The following is a 20,600-nucleotide window of genomic DNA, read 5'->3' as shown; positions in this document are numbered from 1 at the left end:
TTAAGGCAGACGCCCAAATGTATAAAAATGCTGCTGCCAGTAGCTTGTATTGATGTTGGCATAAGAGATCGGGTCTCCGCAGTGGATCATCATTCCATTTCCTACATAGATCCCTACATGGCTTGCGCCGCTGGTATTGTAGGTCCCCTGGAAGAAGATCAGGTCGCCCGGTTTTGCATCTGCGCTTGATACCGGCGTACATACACCTAAAAGACCGTCCGCAGTCAGCCTTCCGAAATTCCAGCCGACGCCGCAGTTGTTGATCACCCAGGACACATAGCCGGAACAGTCAAAGGAAGTGGAAGGGCTTGCGCCTCCCCATACATACGGATAGCCAAGATATTTTTCCGCCTCGGTCATCATTGCGGCAAACTGTTCATCTGCAAGGGCTTCCGGTGGAATGTCATAATCGAAGTAGTTTCCTGTGCCACCTGAACCAACTTCCGGCAGGTGCCGTTCGCTGGTATCGCCGGTATCAGCAAAATACAGGGGATTCAAATACTGACCGTCAACCAGGACCTCTAAGTGCAAGTGGGGACCGGTGGAATTTCCGGTATTCCCAACCTTTGCGATCACATCCCCGGCTTTGACCTCCTGCCCGGCAGAAACAAGGATCTGGGAACAGTGCCCGTATTTGGTCGTCAGGGTATGTCCTTCGTATGCCTCGCCTTCAATAGCAACACATAAGCCATAACCGCCGGCATTTCCCGCAAGGGTGACCGTTCCGTCATGCCCGGCAAGGATCTCTGTGCCCTCCGGCATCCCGATGTCCACACCGGTGTGATAGTTCTTTTCCCCGCTGATGGGATGTACCCGGTAACCATAATAACTGGTCACATAAGGGAGCCAGTTGGTGCCAAAGACATTTTTGACATACTGGCGGTTTCCTTTTGTCTGCAGCAGGATCTCGCAGATCTCTTTCTGGTCTGCGTTCATCCGGGAAACGACCAGGTTTTCCAAAGGTGTGACCGTGAGCTTGACATTTAAGATGCGCCATTCATAAGGCACTTCCTCCTGGGTTTCTTCTCCGGTTTCCGGGTCAACGGAAGTTTCGGTGCGGTAACGGATCTCGGTTTCTTCTGAAAAGGACAGGGTATATTGTTCCTGGAAAAGCTGCCGCAGCACGCTTTCCACTTCATCGTAAGTAAATCCCTGATAAGCAGAAGTCAGATACCCCATCAGCACATACGGGTCATGCTCGATCGCACCCAGGTTATACCGGTATTCGTCATAGCCGGGGCGGTCTGATTCCACCCGGTCTATTTCCATTTGCAGATCTGTTTCCCACTCGGTATAGGTAAGGTCCGCCTGATTGATGTCCTGATCGTCTGCAAGATAGGTAGAAGCAGCCAGACTTCCAAGACCACCGGTTCCGATATTGGAGAACGTGGAAAACAGGGACATGATCAGGAAAATTACCAAAAGGAGAAGCAGGAGGACAAGGCAGATCACAGGGTGCCGTTTGACCGCATGGACAATACCGACGCTGACCCTCTCTGTTGCGACTGCAGCATTTTTTGCCTGTTTCCCGGCTTCACGGGCAGCCTTGGCATACTGCCTTTTCAGTTTTTGTTTCTGCCATATCCGGGCAATCGCATGTTTCTTCAGCTCCGGGTGGTCGCTAAGAGCCTGCCGGTAAGCAAGTCTTGCGTTTGCCTTTGCTGATTTTTGCTGTAATTTCGCTGCCTTTCGGTAGGGGGCAGTTTTATGCCGGTAATATGCCGTGCGAAGTCCCGCCTCGCCTACAAGTTCAGAACGGTGGGCTGCCTTGATCCCCACATTTTCATCCTCTGCCTCATAAATCTTTTTATGGGCGTACCCAATAGCAGTATTGGCGCCCGCCTTGACCGGACGCAGGGGTACAGGTCCTTTTACATGGGCCTTTTGGGATTTAACCTCCTTTTCAAATTTTAAGTGTTTTTTGGCTTTTCCGGTCTCCGGGTCGGAAACCGTCTCCATGCGCAGTTTCTTCCGGGCCGGCAGACGATTTTGCGCCTGCTCTGCTTTTTGTGCAGTCCGTTCCGCCTTCCGTCTTGCATGGGTGAGCTTTTTATCCTTTGCCTCCGGCGGCAGTTCATCCGCAGTAAATTCCAGCTTGGACGTTTTCGGCGGTTCGCTATCCACACTCTTTTCCTTTTGTGCTGCCTGTTCCTCCGCCTGTGCCGCTTCCTGAAAACGCTGCTGATATTTGTTCCCATGCTGATGTGTCCGATAACGATGTTCCTGACCGGATCTGTCTGTGCCGCTCGGTGGGGCTGATCCTTCGGAAGAAGGTGTATATTGTCCGGTATCATGGTCTGTCACATCCTCTGTTACAAGAGAACGCCTGGAAACCTCCTGCCGGAAATTGCTTCGTCCGTTGTCCTGTGTCGGGGACTCTGTTCCGGCAGCATCCGGTATCTCAAAGCGATCTGAAACATCCAAAGCGGTTGCATAAGCCTCGCCCTGTTCCAACAAGGACGCCGGTGTTTCCGGTGATAGCTGGGAAAACTCCGTCTGTACAGGAATGTCCTGCCTGTGGGTTTTGCCGGTGACAGAAGAAGGGGTGTCCCGTGCCCTGCGCAGGTCAAAATCCTGTTCGGTCTGCCTGGCTGCCGGTTGATCCTCCCCGTGGGAATCACGCGCCGGCATCCGTGTATCTTTGCGCTTCCTTTGAAATTCCCTGTCGTGTGCCATTGTTCTCACCTCCGATCCATTTTAATTTTTGTCTCACGCTTTGGTCCCCGCTACTTCATCCGGTCTTGTGGTAAGCACGCTGTACAACAGTGTGTCCTTCGGGAAGTGGTCCACAAAGGGGATGATCACATTTCCAAAGAACAAAAGCCCCTCGCCGGGACCGGAATGGGTCACATAGGAAAGCTGGTGCGGGGAAATTCCCAACTGCTTTGCCAAAATCTGACGGTCTCCCTGGGCCTGGTTGAGCATATAGATAAAGTCTGAGTTCTCAAAAATGTTCTCGATCTCACGGGAAGCCAGAAGGTCCTTGACGTTCTGCGTTAAACCTGATGGGATTCCGCCCCATTTACGGAAGCGTTTCCAGATCTCCACGCTGAAACTTCCTGTCTGCCCTTTCAAAAGAAGGTGGAATTCGTCGATATAGAACCAGGTTGTTTTATGTTTGGAACGGTTGGCCGTGACACGGTTCCACACCGCATCCTGCATGATCAAAAGCCCGATTTCCTTTAAGGCTTTTCCCAGTGATTTAAGCTGGAAACACAGTACCCGGTGTTGATCCATTTGGATATTGGAACGGTGGTTGAACACGTTAAGGGAACCATTGACATAGATTTCCAGCGCAGTTGCGATATTCTGTGCCTCCGGTTCAGACTGTTTCAAAAGCAGCTCGTAAAGATCGCCTAAGATCGGCATATTGTCCGGGCACGGGTCCTGCAGGTATTCCCGGTACACCAGTCTGGTACAACGATCAATAATCGTCCTTTCAATAGGGGAAAGCCCTTCTTTGCCGCCGATGATAAGGTCACACAGCGACAGGATAAAATCACTTTTCAAAGTGATCGGGTTTTCATCATCGGAATAGTCCAGATTGATGTCCATCGGGTTGATGTAGTTCGTGGAAGTAGGGGAAATATCAATGACCTGCCCCTGGGAACCGAACTGCTGTACCAGCGGCCCATACTCATTTTCCGGGTCAGCGATAATGATGTCGTCCTCCGTCAGAAGGAACACATTGACGATCTCACGCTTGGCAGAGAAAGATTTACCGCTTCCTGGGGTACCGAGAAACAGCCCATTGGGGTTTTTCAGAGTTTTTCTGTTCGCCATAATCAGGTTATTGGAAAGGGCGTTCAGGCCGTAATACAACGCCTCGCCCTCCTGAAACAGTTCACAAGTGGTAAACGGTACAAAGATCGCTGTGCTGCTGGTCGTAAGCCCGCGCTCAATTTCAATCTGGTTCGTACCAAGAGCAAGCGAGGACATAAGCCCCTGTTCCTGCTGGTAATCCAGCCGTTTTAAGGCACAGTTGTATTTCTGTGCCACACCCGAAGCGGCAAAAATATCATTGAACAGCTTTTGGCGTTTGGCTGCGATATTTTCCACCAGTACCGTCACAAGGAACATGCGCTCATTGCGGCTCTGTAAATCCTGCAAAAGATTTTTGGCTTCCTCTCCATAGGTGGCAAGGTCGGTGGGAATGATGTCCATATCATACCCGGATCGGACCGCTTTCTTTTGTTCCTCAATGGTCATTTTCTGCAGGTCCGACATTTTACGCTTGATGTTTCGGATCGCCTGTGCCTGGTCGATAGACTGGATATGCAGGTTGACGGTCACGGCGTCGTTTAAGTCAAGAAGATCCGCTAAAAGCCGGTCAGTAAGCTCCGGCGCCAAAATCTGCAAAAAGGAGACAGCACCGGAATGGTCGCCTACCCGGAATGTCTTTCCATCCTTTGAAAAAGACAGCCCGGATGGGGAAATGAAGTCTTTGGTAGAAAGACCGGTCTTAGGCAGATCCGACCACTGGAAATGAAACTTTTCCTGACCGTCCGGGTGAAGCTGGCTGTGAAGAAGCTCCAGACGTTCCAGTCCGTTTAAGGATCTTGCCTGGACTCCAAGGGTCTTGAAATTTGCCAGCACATCCGTTTCAATGCGTTCCAGACGCATTTTCGCAGTACGCAGGTCATCTGCCTCGATCCCAAAGGTAATGTATTTGCGTTTGGTGAGACCGTTATTTCCTTTCTGCAACTGGTTCTTTAACATATCCCCGTATTCCTTGCGGATTCCGTCATACTCGTCGCCGCGGGGAGGGATGTCAATGCTTCTGGTAAAATCCTGCATATTGGCCCGCTGGTTGATAAAGGTAAGCTGCACATGGATCGAGGCATCGAAGTAATTTAAGAAATCGCAGTAACCCTCGAAGATCTGTGCTTTATCATCTGCCTGTGCAAGCTGATAGTTAATATCAAAAAACTGTACCGTTTTGGTGTAAAGGGTATCGGTCAGCCGGCAGATTCCATCCCGGTACATTTCACGGTAGGGAATGCTCTGCTGGACCGTCTGCGGGGCATCTGCTTTCAGCCCGGCAAAAAAGCCGCCTTTTTTAGACGGCTTGGAACGGGCAGACTTAGTTTTGCCCTGCTTTGCATCGGCTCTGGTCTTTTTGGCCTGCCTGATATTTTTTTGCAGACGCTTTTCCTGAGCTTCCTGCTGCTTGTTTTTTGGCAATCTTTGTAACCTCCTTCTTTGACATAGATTTATACAGGTTATCCGTCCTGTATGGACGGTCCTTCGGCCAGAGCTTATAACGGAGCCGGTTCTTCAAGATCTTTTCTGCCGGCTGCCCGTCACGCTCATACATGGCGAAGAAGAAAAAGGGCATCATCAGCCCGATCATCAAAAGTACAGCCGCCGAATTGCCGATCGCCCCGCGGGTAAAGAAATACACCGGAAGGCCGACAAGCCCGGCAAGGCTGAAACAAATAAGCTGGCGCTTCGTCAGATTGAAGGCCAGCTTAGTCTTAACTTTGGTTAAATCCTTTGGTACAGGTACATAAGGCATCTATACACCTCCCATCGTAATATAATTTCCGGCCCATTACCGTGCACCGAAATCGCGTACCGGTTTCTCCGCAGCCGGACATTCCCGCACTTCCTGAGCCGCATTTTGCAGCCGTGCCAGGACAGAAACAGCCGGCTCTCTCTGACACAGGTATTCCTGGCTGTCTCGGATTCCGGCAATATTTTCCCGAATATCCATATCCACGTCGAACACATCTGAAACCGGCATAAGCCAACGGTCTGCAAAGTATTTCAAAGGATTCTCAAGCGCCAGCACATCATCCAGCATTTCATCCCTGAACTCAAACTTTGTTGTCAGATAGGAATACGCCTCCTGCATGGCTGTAATTTCAGCAGCTTTTTCAATTAAGGATTCCTTATCTCTTGACATAAGGCTTTCCCTGTAAGCAAAGTAATTCTGTCCCAGCCGTTTCATCAGGAGCGTATATTTGTCCTGTGCGGAAGGTTCGCTTGTGAAATGTTCAAATTTTTGCTCTGCATCAATTTCTTTGAGAAGATCGCAGATCGGGAAACTGTGTTCATGGTTATTTTCTTCCCAGCACCATCGGGCTACATCCAACGGGTCCTGAAAAGAAAGAAGCGCCTCTACTTCCGCCGGAGTAAATACATGCTCAACCTTCAGATAATAGTGGAGTTCCGAAAGTCCCTGTAACTCGTAAATACTGCCGATGTTCTGTGCATCCAGCATATCCGCATGAACCTTCAAACACTCGTCCAACCGTTCCATAAGCAGCCGCTTTGCATCTTGTTCTATCAAAATCACCCCTTTCGCTCCGGCATAGTCAGCGTACAGTTCACTTCATTGCCCCATACATCCCAGCCGGGTGTCTTTTGTCTTGCAAACAGTTCCACTCTGGGCTGATCGCCCATGAGTTTTACGATCTTATCCCGCACCTCGTCCGGTTTCTTGCTGTGCTGCTCAATATGGGAGATCACAAACTGATGGATTCCCGCACACTGGCGTTTCGGTCGGCCTCTGGTTGCCAGCAGGCAGACCTCCGCATTGGATCGGGTCCAAAAGCCCATGCCATAAAACCAGCTATCCGCTTTTCGGTTCTGTTTGAGCCATAGAAAAGCCAGCGTTTTATATTTGAATCCCCAGGCATCGATCACCCGGAAGGCTTCATTGAGCTGCGGGAAGGTCGCCCACAGAAAAAGGGCGCTGTCTTTTGCGGCAAGCTCCGATACCGGCAGGGCACAGATTTCTTCAATGCTCATCGTGGGGTAATGGTTTTCCGCAACGCCGCTTCCATGTTTCCTGTCATAGCGCCAGGGCGGATCGGCATAGATAATGCCATACTGTTTCGTTTCCGGCATTAGCGAGCCTGCTCATTCTTAGATGGGGCAGGTTTGGTCGGCTGATCTTTGACCTTACCGGCATTTTCTTTCAATGCACTGGTCAGGGAAGGCTTTTCCGCAGCTCCCTTTGTCGCTTCAAGAGTTGCCTGCAAATTTTCAATAGCCTGCCCGTACCCATCGATCAGGGCATCGTTGAGCTGCTTGCGGAACTCTGCCGTAACCGGCCAGCAGACATCTTTCCAGTTGCCTCCCTTATCCTGGGTTGCGGGCATATTGACATACAGCCCCTTTTCACTGGAACAGATACGGAAACCTTCAATCTTAAAGCATCCGCCAATCGTAACATTGGCAAACGCCAGCAGGTTTCCCATTGGGGCGATCGGACGCACGCGGACATCCAGCTTCATGCCGTTTGCCATTTCCGGCGTCTGTGTCTCCGGCGCCATTTTTTCTGTATTGGTTTTACTCATATATGAAATCCTCCTTTTTAGAATTGGTTTTGTTCATGCTATCTTGTATTAAATATGGATTTGGATAACGAACCTGTCTTAAACAGGGCAAAGGCCAGCAGTACCGTATAACCCGCCGTTCCCCAGATCGCGCCGTGCACGTCGCCGGACGATGGGATAGACTGGACCAGCACTGCGTAAATGGCAACACAGATCAGGATTAAAAAACCCTGAAAGCCCAGGGCAAAAAGGGAACGCAGATACCCGGTTCCCATTTGTCCCCATTCCCGGTTTGCCATTGTGGAAAACGGGATCGGTGCAAGGCTCACGGTTAAATAAATCTCGATCATACGGCCATATACAATGACAAAGATCACGATGGACAGTACCCACATACACAGATTGATGATGTTGGTTTCCAGCCATAGTCCAATCAGTTCCCACATTCCCATTGCTTCAAGCTGGGTTTCCAGATCAGACAACGCCGCCTGCACATCCAGGTTCCCGTTTATGACACCGGCACTTTGCGACACCACATTTTGGGCCACATCAAAGACCGCCATCACAATCGTAAAACAGTTGGTGAGCAGGTAAGTGGCAACAAAAGTCTTGAAAATCCACTTGAAGATGTTGAATGTATCGAATTCGTGCATGTTGTTCTTTTCGAGAATCATCTGGATCAGCTCATACACCAGAACAAAGGTCAGGATCATGCCCGCAATGGGAATGACGACGGTTTCCGAAAGATTTTGGATCATGGAGAACACGCCGCCATTCCAGCCCTGCGGGGTCTGTTCTACTTGATTTGCCACATCCGCAACCTGATTGTTGACGGAGTTGAAAATGCTGGTGTACTGTCCGGTAATCGCATCGATCAGGCCCTCTTTAATCCAGTCTGTTATCCATTCAAACAGACTGCCCATAAGTCAGCCCTTAACCGAACAGGCCGGAAAGCAGCGGGATCAGCGTTGCACCAACCAGAGCGATACCTCCGCCTGCCATAAGCTGCTTGATCCCCTGGGATTTTGCACCTGGGTTATCATTTCCGTAACCTTCGAGAAGGTTTACAACACCCCATGCGCCCAGACCTGCGCCCAGGGCGATCACAAGGATCTTCAAAGTATCAATCGCGCTCGCAAAAAATTCCATATAGTTCCTCCTTTAATTTCAGAAATTTTAATTTGTGATATGGCCGTATCAGGCCGGAAACAAAAAAAGCCGCCGCACTGTTTTTAGAAAAAAATCTGTTTCAAACAGCACGGCGGCATGGGGCAGGAAGAATCCTGCGGTTATTTACTTTTCAGGGAGAATCACGAATCCTCAAAAAATCCTCCTTTCATCGTGACAAAAACAAAGCCTGCCGGGGCATCATGCTTTGACAGGCAGGAACAACTCTATAAAGTCTGGGAAGCCAGATCTTCGGCTGTGACTTCATAATTGCGGTATCGTTCACCGGGACGCATCGGCATCCAGGTAGAAAGAAACTTTTCGATATTAAAAGCGTTCTTCTCATTAAAATCGGAAAGCAGTTTGTAATTTGGGTGTTTGGTTATATCGTATTTCCGGGAGAGGAACGGCCGCACACCCCTGATCTGCAGCAGACATTTACCCCCATCCATGACCGCCAGTTCATCCACTGACATCAGATCCTTTCCAAGCTTTTGAAAATTTTGTCCGTGGGATTCCTGATTGCCCTTTGTGACACTGGTGTTATACAGGTCGATAGTCTCTTTCCCCAATAGGGAGTTCCAGCTTTTTAAGGTAGTTTCTTCTTTGCCTCCTAAGAAAAGAGAGGCGTCACAGTTACCGATGATGGTGTCCATGTTGTCTTTATACAGGGCTTTGAGCTGGCTTTGCGCCTGCAGCACAAGGCAGGCAGAGATCTCACGGCTTCGGATGGTCGCCATAAGACGCTCCAGGTTCGGAATCTGTCCGATATTTGCCGCCTCATCGATCAGGCAGCGCACATGGATGGGAAGCCTGCCCCCATACACATCATCCGCCCGCTCGCACAAGCGGTTAAACAAAATGGAATAGATCAGACTGATCAAAAATGCAAAGGTTCCGTCCGTATCACTCATAATAAGGAAAAGAGCAGTCCGTTCATCTCCCAGCATATCCAGATCCAGTTCGTCATACATGGTAATTTCCCTGACTTCTTTAATGTCAAAAGGAGCCAGTCTGGAAGCACAGGAAATAAGGATCGACTTCGCTGTTTTTCCGGCAGCGAGCTTATATTTCTTATATTGACGCAGGGCAAAATGATCCGGGTCTTTCTGTTCCAGTGCGTCAAAGAGAAGGTCAACGGCATTTTTGAACGACTCATCATCCTCACGGACCTCCATTGCGTTCAGCATTTCTACCAGTGTGGCAAAATTCTGCTCGTTTGCCGGGGCCTCATAGTAGATATATCCGATCAGTGCCGTATAGAGCAGGGTTTCTGCTTTGACCCAGAAATCGTCTCCGGCTTTTCCTTCGCCTTTGGTATTGGCGATCAGGGTAGTGACGATCTTCAGAATATCTTTCTCGGAATGAATGTAGGCGAATGGGTTAAAGTGCATACTTTTCTGGAAATTGATCGTATTGAATACCCGTATTTTATAGGGCTCATAGATGATCTTTCCTTTTTCATTACGCACAGGCTTTCCGTCTTTGTCCAGCTTTGGTGTGCCTCGCTGCAACATCTTTCCGCATTCCACAAGGACTGTACCTTTCGGATCGGTGACGACGTAGGAACTGTGCATTTGCATCAGATTGGGCTTGATGAAAAAGCGCGTTTTTCCCGAACCTGATCCTCCGACTACCAGTACATTTTTATTTCTTGCATTGGCCGGATTTTTGGGCCTTCCGTTTAACATCAGTCCTTCACTTTGGGTAAGAATGATATTGTTTTCCGGCTTTGGGTCCATAAACGGGGCAATATCGGCTTTATTTCCCCAACGGGCTGAACCGTATTCCACATTTTTGCGGTATTTCTTAGCGTCTTTCCCTCTAAGATAGACTGCCAGCCGCATAATGGCTGCACCGCATAAACCGATCAGCCAGTCCATTGCCGCCCCCGGCCACATACTCTGAAACGCAAGGGCAAAGCCTTCGGACAGTCCTAACAGCTTTTGGGAAGCGTCTGCTCCGGGAGCCAGCCGCACCGCCTCGCCCAGCTTGGCAAATACCAGAAGGAACAGAAGATACGGAAGATGGAGAATAACCTGTTTTTTCAGTGTTTCTGCATCGATCTTCATCGTTCCGGCCCTCCGTGTTCTTTGTTCTTTACACGGTCACGGCCAAGCGACTGCGCAAGTTCTTTGAACTTATGAAGCTGTGTAAGCAGCGACGGTCTGGTGCTGCGTGTAAGGTCTTTCTTTGTATATTCCTTAAAAGCTGCCGTCAGTGCATCCGCCTGGTTTGCCTTGAAATATACCGTCCATTTTGGGGGATCGGTCCCAAGTTCCTTTTCTATATGGTAGCGTACCTGATGTTTCCTGGCATACCGTTCAAAAGAGCGGATTCGCCCTGAAACTTCAATGGTATTGGCTCCTGGGTCTTTATAAGTCAGCCGTTTCATGCTGTTGCGCCCGACTTTTGGCATTGTGCGTTCCTGTTCCATCTTTTGGAGTACCGCAGCAATAGCCGCACGCAGTACCCGCCCTGACAGTTTTGCTGCCTGTATAGAAACAGAAACCGTTCGTTGTTCGAGATCTTCCTGCAAGAGCATCCTCCTTTCTGATAAAATCGGTATTTATAATATGGAAATAACTTTTTACCGGCTTTCCCCAAGAACCTGCTGTCGGGAAGCGTGTTCAAAGGCTTTTGCTGCCTGAGCGACCTGAATTTTAGCGTGTTTCAAAAGCGTCTTGATGATCGTAGCCGGGCGATCCTGTTCCTCCAGATGATCGACCATCCCTTTGCACTCATCCGGGAGGTATTCCGCCATATCTTTCAACACATCGGAAAAGTTACCCATAAAGCCCCAGCAGCTATCCGACAGCTCCCCGTTTTTATAAAGCTCAAACCCATAACATTCGCCACGCAGATAGGAATCGTAAGCAGCGACTTCGCTGCGCATCAGTGCGTCTGCTTTCTGACGGATAGCACCGGTCATCTTGTCAGCGTCAAATTCCTTTAGGGCATCTTCTTTGGAAACATAGATCCAGCCGACCTGTCCGCTGTCCCATTCTGCATGAGGAGCCCTGCCTAAGAAACTTTCTGTACTCATGGCAAGACCGGAGTGGTCGTAGAGATAGAGGGGGAGCATCAGATACTTTTCCGAAATTACTTTCTGCATTGCTTCATCGATTGCCCGTTCCTCTGTCTTTGGTCCATGCCGGAAACGGCTGCTTACAATGTTTACCATCCGTTCATAGCGTTTCATGCCGGCTTCATCATGTCCTACGGTATCTAAATACATTTCCCGCAGGAAGTCATCTTTGTCCATATAGTTGTGATGGTCGCCCAGCGCATAGCGGGGATGGAAGCATACCATCGTCCCAAAATGTTCATCTACCTCACGGGGAGAGATCAGAATATCATCCGGCTGCACCATAAGGGCATAAGGTTCATTTACTGCCATTAACATAATTGGCTCCTTTCTTTCTACAAATCCGGGCCGGAATGGTGCATCATCGGTTTTTCCCGGTGTTCATTGGTTGCAGGCTGCTTGACTGCAATGATCTCGCCGGCAATCCTTGCAAATTTTTCAGGGTACTTGAACTGCTCCCCATATTTCTCCATCAGGTCCGGGGAAAGGTCTGTAAAATCTTCCTCGCCAAGACCAACGATCAGAAAATTCCCGGACACAATATCATAGATGTGGCCGTCATCGTCAAAGAGAGCCCGGTTCAGAGGCAGCCCCATCAGCTTGCCTTCTTCATTACAAATCAGAGCCACCGGGTCCTCATACGGATAGACCGCCTGAATATCTCCGCCCACTGCCGCCTGCAAGGATTTCAGACCACTTTCGATCTCCGCAGCATAAGGGGACTTGCCCGGCTCTACCATTAACACTTTCATAATTGTATATCCTCCTTCTTTTTCATTGCCGTACCGGGAGCGGTTGGCGTTTTTTCCTGAGTTTTTGCCACAGAGAGCTTCCCCAGGACGGAAGGCTTCTCCCGGTTTTCGGGTGTAAAAATACCGCCCTCCGAAACCTCGGCGGCGGCATGTTCCGTTTTGGCCTGTTCCAGTCCTTCAACCGTATAGCCAGGTAAAAGAGTACCGTGAACCATAAAATGGTGCTCATATTCTTTCGGGATTGGCGGGGAAATTTCCGTGAATAAATGGGAATAGGCTTTCTTTCGCCCGTTCAGGTATTTTATGGCTGCGTTCTTATCTGTATATCGTTTCTGGTTTTGTCCGGCAATCTTTGCTCCATATCCCTGCTTCGGGGAATGAATACGGACTTCCCATGTCACATACCAGGCAATCGGAACACTTTGTTTGGTTTCCCGGTCATATTTCGTATCTTCCCAAATACTGCAGGTCATCTGATAGACCCGGTTGCTGATTTTCTGATCCGCCCTCCAGTTATCGGTGTCTTTCCACTGGTTGCCGGTATGTTCGATCTCCGGTGTGCGAAGATATTCCAAAGCCCGGTTGATCGTCTGTGTTGCCGCTGCCTGCTGTTCCCACTGTTTTGCGGCAGCCACCACGATTTCATAGGCTTTCTGCTCCCCGTCGATACTTCCTTGGCGCATAGCTTCCAGGCTATCTGTTCCCATTGTGATTAGAGTAGAAATGTCCACATTTTCACAAACTACGCTGTGTTCAATTTTAAGCTCTGATCCCGGCGTCAAGTGGTCGCCATACCGGTAGGCATGGTAATCTTTATTTTCTTCCAAAATGCTGTTCACCTCCTGCTATATTTCCGGCTCATGGTTTTTTCTGGAAACCGTCTGTGCCGGTGATTTTTTATCTGCCGGTCTGTTTGCCGCAAGTTGATCCATCACGGAAGGACGGCCGACGCCGAACATGGATAGCTGACCGTCCGCTGCCTCACGAAGTTCAGAAACAGGGAGGGGAAGCGTTACATCGGCATGGGTCAATAGCTGTTCCCGTTTCAAATCCTGAATGATCTCGTCAAAAACAGCGTTGATCGCACGGCGTTCTTCCCCCACAGGGAAGGCTTTCAATACCTCCATTTCTCCATCTTTACCGGAAACCAGGGTAAGGGCACAGTCGGCATGGCCTGCCAGATAATCCGATGTGTAGGGCAGTTTGTCCTTGATATAACAGGCAAAGGCTCTGGCTGTCATTTCCACGTTGCTGTCCCAATAACTGCCGTCTTTTTCACATTCTTTTCCCATGCGTACCGAATTACGGTAAAAATCAGTTTCCGTCCGTCCAATCTGCGGAGCTTCCTGCGCCTGCATCCCGGAAAGCATACGCTCAAAAATTTCCAGCCGTTCCCGTTCACTTTTGGGAATTACCCGGCCGGTAACATTCTTCTTAAATGCGCTGATCTGTTCCACAGAGCCGGGTTCGCCGGACAAAAATGCTTCCCGCAAGACTGCGTAGGTTTCCATCTGTTCCTCATTGCCATACCGTTTCAAGGAGGCAAGAACCGAGGAATCCAGCCAGCTTGCCGCATTTTTCCGGGTGCGTTCTGTTTGTGCTTCCGTGCGCTTTGCTGCCTGTTCCGGTGTTTCCGGTTTATACTTCATGGTGTCAATGAGTTTTTGGAACGGCGCATAGAGGCGGGGCTGTTCTGACAGCATCCCTTTTGCGCCCATCTTTGTACCAAGATAATCGTCAAGTCCATGCCACCATTCATGTGCCAGCGAACCTGCCCCGTGCATTTTCGTAAGATTGATGACTGTACGCAAAGGTTCATAATGAGCCGCAGCATTGCCGCTGCCTCTTGCACCAAAAGCGATAGCAAGCGTTCCCTGATAAGCAATATCTTTATCGCTGATCTTAAGGGCTGACGCCAGATCCTTTAGTGCTTCAAATCCCATGTTAAGGGAGGTCTGACGGTCGTTCTGGTTCATCCAGTTTCCAAACTCGCCGCCGCGGAACCCAAATGTATCAAGATAATGCTGTCCGGTGATCTCCACACCATTCCGGTAATCCGGCCCGGTACGTTTGACATGGGCGAGCTGGGGAGGGACAAACCGGATCTTTCCGTTTTTGTTCCTGCCTTTGGCAAGTTCCTGCACCCATTTCAGGGCAGCTTCTTTGGTCTCAAAATTGGTCCGCAGGATCGAATAGCCTTTTGTCACATAATAGGTACCGGGTTTCCAGTCCTCATTTTTAGAATAGGTATGTTTCCCGTCGTTGAAGTGGATCGCATAACCTTTCGGTATTTTCTGCTCTTTGGAAACACAAAACTGTTCCTTTTTTGCTTTCTGAGTAAAGTTGCGCTCAAAATATTCAGCCGAGCGGATCAGCATGGTATTGGACAATTTGTTTGTGATCACGGGATTGTCCTGTCCCTTTTTCGTTACCCGGTAATGGATTCCGCTTCCCCAGCCCTGTACCTTTTCTAAATATCCATTGTCAACGAAAAAGCGGTCATAGGCTCTCACAGCATCCTCCACAGTACGGACATCTGAAAGCACTGTCTGCAATTCCCGGACTGTTTTTATATATTCCTTTTGTCTCGCAGTCCGTTTTTCCGGGGTGTCATCTGTGCGGTAATACTGAGGGGAAGCGTTTAAGCCGTCCCTTGCTTTTTTTATAAAATAGACCACGCCAAGAGGAATCCCTTCCTCCAGCATGGCTGCATAGTCCGGCTTTTTCCAGACATTATCTTTTTTCACAAATTTTTCGGCTTCGCGCTCATTCATGGCTTCCAGATCATCTGCATACAGCCCGCGGTCTTTCCACAGGTCTTTTTTCGCACCGCCGATCTTTTCGCCGAAATCTTCATGCACTCCTGCCAATCTTCATCACCTCCAGTCAGTGTAAAATTCTTATCGCTCCGGGGCAGGGCGGCGTTCTTCGTTTTTGTGAAGTTGTGGGAGGTTTCCTGTGAGCCGGTCAGTTTCCCTGCGGATCAGTTTGTCCAGAGCGCCTAAATCCTCCGGTGCAATGGCAAACTCCCGGTAATTTTCATACCACAGGCCCGTAGAGATTGCCGCGATGGGCGCAATTTTCTCCGAACCGGATGGAAGAAGGCGATACACAGGGACTTCGTCATAAAGAAGCATCTGCTTTGCCGTTCCCTGTGGTATGCGGTACTTATCCATATCCGGGTTCTGGGCTGCCTCCATATATTGCATATTCAGGCGTTCTTCTAAATCCTGGGGCATATAACGAAATGCCTGATCCATCCACTGTCTGAACATCGCGGAATAGTGGTACTGCCATTCCGTAACTTGATTCGGGGCATAAGAAAATCCCCAACTTTTCAGAGCATCTTTTTCGTAAAGCTCCATTTCAGTCCATTCTTTCAGGCTGACCGTAGCCGCTGAACCATCTTTGCGTTCGATATTGACACCGCAAGGATAGAGGATATTTCTTTTTATATCCTGCCGCAGCGTATCTAAATCCATCATCAGGAGATCTCCGTACAAGTGACCGCCCTCTCTGCGGTCCGTATGAAACAGGAAAGCCCTCGCTCCGATAAACTCCGTTGTTGAGATCATTTGATGAAGGTCCGCCGTAGAACAATAAGCAAACAAGGCGTCGGAAAGCCACATGTGATTTTTCCCCATGATGGCAATGGAATCAGCCCCGGTATTTGTCGCCAGAGAACGCATATTAAATTCGCATTCCCTAAGAAAATCTCCGGCAAAAATATGGATCTCATACGCAAAGACGGATAAGTCTGTATCGCGGATCAAATAAATCTGCGGTAGTGGTTCCTGATCCAATCAAATTCCTCCTTTCATGTGAACCTGACAATTACCGGCTTTCCTTATCATGGGAAGGTGTCGGCTGTTTTTTTGCCGGTTCCGTTTTTGCTGCCTGTTCCCGCATTGCTTCCAAAACAGAAGGGCGCCTTTCCGCAGTCTGTTCCAACCGGGCAAGGGTATTAAGCGCCCATTCCGCATTACGGTTAATGGAGGATATAAGGGCGCCCTCCACTTTGAAAGCACCTTTGAACACTCTGGCAATCTTCCCATTTTCTTTTGCATCTGTCTCCGCAGGTTTTCCTTGAAGGGTACGGCCCATATTTTTGAGATGCCGCCCCATTTCGTGGTATTCCGTACTGAAAGCGTCAATTCTGGCAACAGCCCTGTTGCTGGCCTGCATACTTTTTTCTGCTGCATTTTGAATGGATTCCAACGCTGGTCTGACATGTAAAAACTGTGTGATCCCATTCAAAGCAACAGTACCGCGTTCCCTGAAATCGGCAAGGATATTCCTGCACCCGTTTATGATCTGGCCTTTGAGTTCGGAAAGACGGTGACGCATAACGGAAATATTCGTCTCCATAGCTTTACAGTTCTTTTGGAGAGTGTCTTTCAGTGAATGGTTCTGTAATCCCTGCATTTCCTGACGCACTGCCTTTAGTTCCTCGGTTGCCTCCAAAAGACGCTGCTCCATTCCGGTCACATGCTCGATCAGCCTGGCAAATTCTTCATATCCCGGTGTATTGTTGTCTTTTAGGAGGGCAAGCAGCTCTTTGACCAGCTCATTTTCCGCAATCGGCTGGCTATCTGTCTCCGTCATTCATCAATCCCTCCCATCTGCCGGTAGCTGCCCTCCGGCAATCTTGCCAACAATCTCCGGACCGGTTTCATAAATCTGCATGAGGCGTTTTGCTGTGCCGCAGGGCTGTGCAGCTCCGCTGGTCCAAAGACGCACTGTGGATGGGGCAACATTCATCAAAAGCGCAAAGCCCTTTTCGTTCATGTCCAGCTTTTTCATCAGCGATTTCACCATATCGGGGCCGTAGTCTGGACACCGGGAAGCCTCGGCAATCATCTGCAAAGCGGTATTTTCAATTTTTTTCATTTTCAAATCCTCCTGTTATTTGTTTGCCAACCTTATGCCGGAGCAAAGCTGATCTGGTTGTGTTTCATCCTTTTGGCAAAGTCCGGCAGCGAATAATTTACCCCGTCAATTTCTGCATGGGTGTCATCCAGACGATGGCAAACAGCAAAGTGCCTGTCCCCGTTTCCATAGAACAGGCAGAGTAAACCATTGTCAGGAATGGAAAACAATGCTTTTCCGGCGCTGTCTGTAAAGCAGATCTGTTGAGATCCATTCATGTTGAAATCCTCCCTAAATTGAAACAGCCGCCTCTTTTGGGCGGCGTTGGTGCTGGCTGGTTTGCAGTTGTTCCCGAACCTGCAGCAATTTCTCATTGTAATCTTTTCCCATCCGGGGAGGGTTAACACTTACCCGGATATGACGGAAACGTTTATCTTCGTGGAGCATGGTCTTGATTTTCCGGGCATTGACAAATCCGGCAAGGTCGTGGTCCATATAAAGGGTAACACGCCGGATCTCCGGGTGGCGTTCCAGGAAAGAAGTCAGCGCCACATGGGAAGTACCTCCCAAAGACAAGCGATAACCATTCCATTTCCATCCCTCCAGCTCTTGAAGTGTTGCATGGGAAAGTGCATCAATAGGAGCTTCAAAAACTGCCACATGCCGGCTGCCCGGACTTTGCGGGGGATAACAAAAGTTATATCCTTTGTCGCTGCCATAGACATCCTTTTTGAGATTGCCACTGATACTGCGCATACAGGCAAACTTCGCTTTCCCGGAATCATCTTTCCCTACAAACACACAAACCGGTTCTCCATGATACCGGGCTTCGTAAAAAATCCCGGCTTGTAAACACTGGCGAATGACTTCTGAGCTGATTCCCCGTTTCTGCAAATAGGAGACCGCAGCGGTCGCGCAACGTCTGGCCCAGGGCAGAGAGAATGCTTTCTTTTCCGGTTCTTTTGATACCTGTATTTCTGCCGTACTTCGGTAAGCCGGTGTATGTCGGATTTCGCCACCTACCAGAGCATGAACCGCATCCACAAGACCATATCCCCGAATCTGGATCAGGTAGTCCAGCGCATTGATACTCCGTCCACGGCTGTTCCAGTACCAGTACCTTTTCCCGGTCACATATACCAGACTGTCATGCTCCTTATGCCGGAAATTAGGTCCATCCCGTTTCAGCACGCCGGGTTCATGGAATTGCAGGTAAGTAAACAAGTCAGCTTCCCGCGCTGCCTGAATCTGTTCTTTGGTTACGCCGGGCATAGTACCGGCACAGTGTTTCTTTTCATTGTGCTTTGCCTCCTTTCTGTGATGAAATGAAAAAAGACACCCAAAGGTGCCTAACAGCCGTACAGGTCGTGATTGACCTCGGCACGGTAATAGCTGTCCATTGTAGCCGGGGCATTATACAGCGCCGCCAACAGGTAGGCTTTGATGTTTCCGACCTTCGTAGTGTTCTTGTCGATACAGTCAAAGACATACTCTAAGTGGCCGGAATTGATCTTCAGGAACCGGCTCTTGACGATCTCCCTAGGAAAATCATCTCCGGCAATGCGAATGTAAGGGCGTTTCGACAAAATCACTTCAAGCATAAGTTCAAGGGCTTCGTCCAGACGTTCCCTGCCATACCGTAAGACCAGTAAGTCATATTCGATATTTTCTTTGATGATTTCACGATAGGCTTCTATCAGCTCTATCCGATCCATCCCATCCGTGCGGCTCGCCGCTTCCGGCTCTGCCGGATAGATTGATGGATAAGTTATTGATTTATCTTTTTTTGATTTTTTTGTTTTTAATGGATTAGTATTTAATTGTGCCGGATTTTCCTGTTCAGGTTCCTCCTGTTTAGGTTTTGCCTGTTCAGGTTTTACCTGTCTTGGATTTTCCCGTTTAGGTGAAAGCCCTGTGTTTTCGGTACTTACAGGCTGCTCATGGATCGTATATTCAATGTCTCCCAACTGCCCGTTATCATAGCGGAGGCGCTGTCTGGTGAGATAACCATGCCGCTCCAGTTCCTTCAGGGCAGTAGTGATAGAATCCACACCGTCCTTGCAGATATGGGCGAGTCCCTTCGTGGTATAATCCCAATCTTCCGGCAGCGACAACATAAGTGATAAAAGCCCCTTTGCCTTTAAGGACAACTCCGTATTGCGCAGATGGTGATTGCTCATTATCGTAAAGTCCTTTGTTTTCTCTACACGGAATACTGCCATTGTATCGCCTCCTTTCTTCGACTATTCCGTTACAAGGCATGATCCCTGTGGTCATAATGGAGATGACCGCCAGAGACCTTCGCATGGTTTTTCAGTTTCACTTCGCCCCGTTCCTGGCTCTCTAAAAATTTCTGATAGCCGGCATCTGTAAGGAACAAGCGCATCTTATCGCCTTTGTCGCCAACAGGGGAATCGTAAGACAATACATCAAAAACGATCATGTGCCTTACCTCCGGGTCAAAGCGTTCAAGCGCCATGATGTCATGCCCCTCCAATTTTTCTGCACCTGATTGCTGTCTGGCCTCTGCGATCTTTTCTCCAATCGTCCGGGCTGGATAGGGCAGACGGTAATTCTTCTGAATATCTTTTACCAAGTCCATGCACTCTGCATTTGACAGAACACGAAGTTTTGCCATAAGACCTTCTGCCGCCTCCCGTTGCTCGGAATTATTTGAATACCGCACGGTCATATAAAGTTCATTCAGGATCTTTGTCTGATAATCGCCCTCAACCTGAAAGAGCAGCTTTTTTTCCATTTCGTTTAATTCCATGGGGATTTCCTTTCTCTTGAAAATAGGTATGAAAAAAGGGCGCCCACCTTAAAAGTGAAACGCCCACGGCAATCAGCGGTCAGACATAAAGCCGGACCGCTGGCACTATTAAATTTTGTCGTTAATAAAACAGCCTCCTTTTTTCTTTATAGTTTTCGTCAATTTTCAACTTGGAAAAGGAATTGAATAAAAGACGACAAACGCTCAAACCCCTTGAAAATAAAGGCTTTTTCTGTTTGTCGTTATTATACCGTAACGGCATATGTTTGCGACCATTTTAATTGAGCTTGGAGTTCCATTGTTTAAAATATCTGGTCTGTTAGGTCATAGTTCCGTTCATACGACTTACGAATATTATTGTGAGATTATGGACGAGCAGGATAAGATTATTGCGTTTGTAAATAATACGTTTGTACCACAACAAAACGGAACGGAGGGATAGCCATGCATAAGACCTTTGATTTTAAGAAATATGTAGAATATAAGGTCTATTCGGTGACAACAATCAAAAATGGGTATGGATTTCGTGTGTTGCTGACGTTTGCAGACGAAAGTACAAAGACACAGCAACATGCGGGATTCACAACCAAAAGAGAAGCTAATGCATTTCGTGATGAAGTAATCGGACAGCTACATACCGGAACCTATATTGTGTATGGAAAAAT

At 48.8% G+C, this 20,600-nt stretch carries 21 protein-coding genes and 2 pseudogenes; 2 read left to right on the top strand and 21 right to left on the bottom strand.

Going from position 1 to position 20,600, the window contains the following annotated elements:
* From G593_RS0111695 to G593_RS0111595, 21 genes are all read right to left on the bottom strand, one after another.
* Complete coding sequence (locus G593_RS0111695; protein ID WP_029731793.1) at positions 1-2,676, bottom strand: CD1108 family mobile element protein; 2,676 nt, start codon at positions 2,674-2,676, stop codon at positions 1-3.
* 33 nt (positions 2,677-2,709) lie between these two features.
* The gene (locus G593_RS0111690; RefSeq protein WP_442852374.1) at positions 2,710-5,145 is read right to left on the bottom strand and encodes a VirB4-like conjugal transfer ATPase, CD1110 family; all 2,436 of its coding nucleotides are present in this window, start codon (positions 5,143-5,145) and stop codon (positions 2,710-2,712) included.
* On the bottom strand, positions 5,084-5,518 hold the full coding sequence (locus tag G593_RS0111685; RefSeq protein WP_005361092.1) for a PrgI family protein: 435 nt from the start codon (positions 5,516-5,518) through the stop codon (positions 5,084-5,086). Before G593_RS0111685 ends, G593_RS0111690 begins: the two co-directional genes overlap by 62 nt.
* Positions 5,519-5,554: 36 nt before the next feature.
* Positions 5,555-6,295: a hypothetical protein gene (locus G593_RS0111680; RefSeq protein ID WP_217780176.1), complete on the bottom strand. Its 741-nt coding sequence runs from the start codon at positions 6,293-6,295 to the stop codon at positions 5,555-5,557.
* Between the two features lie 2 nt (positions 6,296-6,297).
* Positions 6,298-6,855: an MT-A70 family methyltransferase gene (locus G593_RS0111675; RefSeq protein ID WP_029731790.1), complete on the bottom strand. Its 558-nt coding sequence runs from the start codon at positions 6,853-6,855 to the stop codon at positions 6,298-6,300.
* Complete coding sequence (locus G593_RS0111670) at positions 6,855-7,307, bottom strand: SpoVG family protein (protein ID WP_029731789.1); 453 nt, start codon at positions 7,305-7,307, stop codon at positions 6,855-6,857. Before G593_RS0111670 ends, G593_RS0111675 begins: the two co-directional genes overlap by 1 nt.
* Positions 7,308-7,345: 38 nt before the next feature.
* Positions 7,346-8,209 (bottom strand): VirB6/TrbL-like conjugal transfer protein, CD1112 family, encoded by an 864-nt coding sequence (locus G593_RS0111665; RefSeq protein WP_029731788.1) that lies wholly within the window; start codon positions 8,207-8,209, stop codon positions 7,346-7,348.
* 10 nt (positions 8,210-8,219) lie between these two features.
* The gene (locus G593_RS0111660; RefSeq protein ID WP_029731787.1) at positions 8,220-8,435 is read right to left on the bottom strand and encodes a Maff2 family mobile element protein; all 216 of its coding nucleotides are present in this window, start codon (positions 8,433-8,435) and stop codon (positions 8,220-8,222) included.
* 245 nt (positions 8,436-8,680) lie between these two features.
* Positions 8,681-10,525, bottom strand: coding sequence for a VirD4-like conjugal transfer protein, CD1115 family (locus tag G593_RS0111655; protein WP_029731786.1), 1,845 nt, complete (start codon positions 10,523-10,525; stop codon positions 8,681-8,683).
* Entirely contained in the window at positions 10,522-10,998 is a 477-nt protein-coding gene (locus G593_RS0111650) for a PcfB family protein (RefSeq protein ID WP_223385988.1), read from the bottom strand. The genes G593_RS0111655 and G593_RS0111650 overlap by 4 nt, the downstream gene beginning before the upstream one ends.
* A 45-nt stretch (positions 10,999-11,043) precedes the next feature.
* Positions 11,044-11,859, bottom strand: a complete 816-nt coding sequence (locus G593_RS0111645) for a hypothetical protein (RefSeq protein ID WP_029731784.1) — start codon at positions 11,857-11,859, stop codon at positions 11,044-11,046.
* Positions 11,860-11,876: 17 nt separating this feature from the next.
* Positions 11,877-12,293 (bottom strand): DUF3846 domain-containing protein, encoded by a 417-nt coding sequence (locus tag G593_RS0111640; protein ID WP_029731783.1) that lies wholly within the window; start codon positions 12,291-12,293, stop codon positions 11,877-11,879.
* Complete coding sequence (locus tag G593_RS0111635; RefSeq protein WP_029731782.1) at positions 12,290-13,120, bottom strand: hypothetical protein; 831 nt, start codon at positions 13,118-13,120, stop codon at positions 12,290-12,292. The genes G593_RS0111640 and G593_RS0111635 overlap by 4 nt, the downstream gene beginning before the upstream one ends.
* A gap of 18 nt (positions 13,121-13,138) precedes the next feature.
* Positions 13,139-15,067 (bottom strand): LPD1 domain-containing protein, encoded by a 1,929-nt coding sequence (locus tag G593_RS0111630; RefSeq protein ID WP_242827087.1) that lies wholly within the window; start codon positions 15,065-15,067, stop codon positions 13,139-13,141.
* 126 nt (positions 15,068-15,193) lie between these two features.
* Entirely contained in the window at positions 15,194-16,096 is a 903-nt protein-coding gene (locus G593_RS0111625) for a hypothetical protein (protein ID WP_029731780.1), read from the bottom strand.
* A 31-nt stretch (positions 16,097-16,127) separates the two neighbouring features.
* Positions 16,128-16,898: a DUF6674 family protein gene (locus G593_RS0111620; RefSeq protein WP_029731779.1), complete on the bottom strand. Its 771-nt coding sequence runs from the start codon at positions 16,896-16,898 to the stop codon at positions 16,128-16,130.
* Between the two features lie 3 nt (positions 16,899-16,901).
* The gene (locus G593_RS0111615) at positions 16,902-17,183 is read right to left on the bottom strand and encodes a helix-turn-helix domain-containing protein (RefSeq protein WP_005361060.1); all 282 of its coding nucleotides are present in this window, start codon (positions 17,181-17,183) and stop codon (positions 16,902-16,904) included.
* Between the two features lie 32 nt (positions 17,184-17,215).
* Positions 17,216-17,440: a hypothetical protein gene (locus G593_RS0111610; protein ID WP_029731778.1), complete on the bottom strand. Its 225-nt coding sequence runs from the start codon at positions 17,438-17,440 to the stop codon at positions 17,216-17,218.
* Between the two features lie 13 nt (positions 17,441-17,453).
* Complete coding sequence (locus G593_RS0111605; protein WP_029731777.1) at positions 17,454-18,434, bottom strand: DUF3991 domain-containing protein; 981 nt, start codon at positions 18,432-18,434, stop codon at positions 17,454-17,456.
* Positions 18,435-18,511: 77 nt separating this feature from the next.
* Positions 18,512-19,384: a DUF6017 domain-containing protein gene (locus G593_RS0111600; protein WP_029731776.1), complete on the bottom strand. Its 873-nt coding sequence runs from the start codon at positions 19,382-19,384 to the stop codon at positions 18,512-18,514.
* Between the two features lie 29 nt (positions 19,385-19,413).
* Positions 19,414-19,935: a DUF5720 family protein gene (locus G593_RS0111595; protein ID WP_029731775.1), complete on the bottom strand. Its 522-nt coding sequence runs from the start codon at positions 19,933-19,935 to the stop codon at positions 19,414-19,416.
* A 256-nt stretch (positions 19,936-20,191) separates the two neighbouring features.
* On the opposite strand from G593_RS0111595, the pseudogene G593_RS19570 reads away from it, so the two are divergent.
* A pseudogene (locus G593_RS19570) lies at positions 20,192-20,377 on the top strand (tyrosine-type recombinase/integrase); the annotation flags it as partial.
* Positions 20,378-20,379: 2 nt separating this feature from the next.
* Positions 20,380-20,600 (top strand): annotated as a pseudogene (locus G593_RS18600) (site-specific integrase); the annotation flags it as partial.

The organism is Dorea sp. AGR2135 (assembly GCF_000420885.1).
Classification (GTDB): domain Bacteria; phylum Bacillota; class Clostridia; order Lachnospirales; family Lachnospiraceae; genus Dorea; species Dorea formicigenerans.
The sequence above is the reverse complement of the archived record's forward strand: the minus strand, read 5'-3'. Positions and strand labels throughout refer to the sequence as shown.

Coding starts and splice junctions, on each gene's coding strand:
- G593_RS0111695 (WP_029731793.1), bottom strand. CDS start 2,676: ATGGCACACGACAGGGAATTTCAAAGGAAGCGCAAAGATACACGGATG.
- G593_RS0111685 (WP_005361092.1), bottom strand. CDS start 5,518: ATGCCTTATGTACCTGTACCAAAGGATTTAACCAAAGTTAAGACTAAG.
- G593_RS0111675 (WP_029731790.1), bottom strand. CDS start 6,855: ATGCCGGAAACGAAACAGTATGGCATTATCTATGCCGATCCGCCCTGG.
- G593_RS0111670 (WP_029731789.1), bottom strand. CDS start 7,307: ATGAGTAAAACCAATACAGAAAAAATGGCGCCGGAGACACAGACGCCG.
- G593_RS0111665 (WP_029731788.1), bottom strand. CDS start 8,209: ATGGGCAGTCTGTTTGAATGGATAACAGACTGGATTAAAGAGGGCCTG.
- G593_RS0111660 (WP_029731787.1), bottom strand. CDS start 8,435: ATGGAATTTTTTGCGAGCGCGATTGATACTTTGAAGATCCTTGTGATC.
- G593_RS0111655 (WP_029731786.1), bottom strand. CDS start 10,525: ATGAAGATCGATGCAGAAACACTGAAAAAACAGGTTATTCTCCATCTT.
- G593_RS0111650 (WP_223385988.1), bottom strand. CDS start 10,998: ATGCTCTTGCAGGAAGATCTCGAACAACGAACGGTTTCTGTTTCTATA.
- G593_RS0111645 (WP_029731784.1), bottom strand. CDS start 11,859: ATGTTAATGGCAGTAAATGAACCTTATGCCCTTATGGTGCAGCCGGAT.
- G593_RS0111640 (WP_029731783.1), bottom strand. CDS start 12,293: ATGAAAGTGTTAATGGTAGAGCCGGGCAAGTCCCCTTATGCTGCGGAG.
- G593_RS0111630 (WP_242827087.1), bottom strand. CDS start 15,067: ATGAATGAGCGCGAAGCCGAAAAATTTGTGAAAAAAGATAATGTCTGG.
- G593_RS0111620 (WP_029731779.1), bottom strand. CDS start 16,898: ATGACGGAGACAGATAGCCAGCCGATTGCGGAAAATGAGCTGGTCAAA.
- G593_RS0111615 (WP_005361060.1), bottom strand. CDS start 17,183: ATGAAAAAAATTGAAAATACCGCTTTGCAGATGATTGCCGAGGCTTCC.
- G593_RS0111610 (WP_029731778.1), bottom strand. CDS start 17,440: ATGAATGGATCTCAACAGATCTGCTTTACAGACAGCGCCGGAAAAGCA.
- G593_RS0111605 (WP_029731777.1), bottom strand. CDS start 18,434: ATGCCCGGCGTAACCAAAGAACAGATTCAGGCAGCGCGGGAAGCTGAC.
- G593_RS0111600 (WP_029731776.1), bottom strand. CDS start 19,384: ATGGCAGTATTCCGTGTAGAGAAAACAAAGGACTTTACGATAATGAGC.
- G593_RS0111595 (WP_029731775.1), bottom strand. CDS start 19,935: ATGGAATTAAACGAAATGGAAAAAAAGCTGCTCTTTCAGGTTGAGGGC.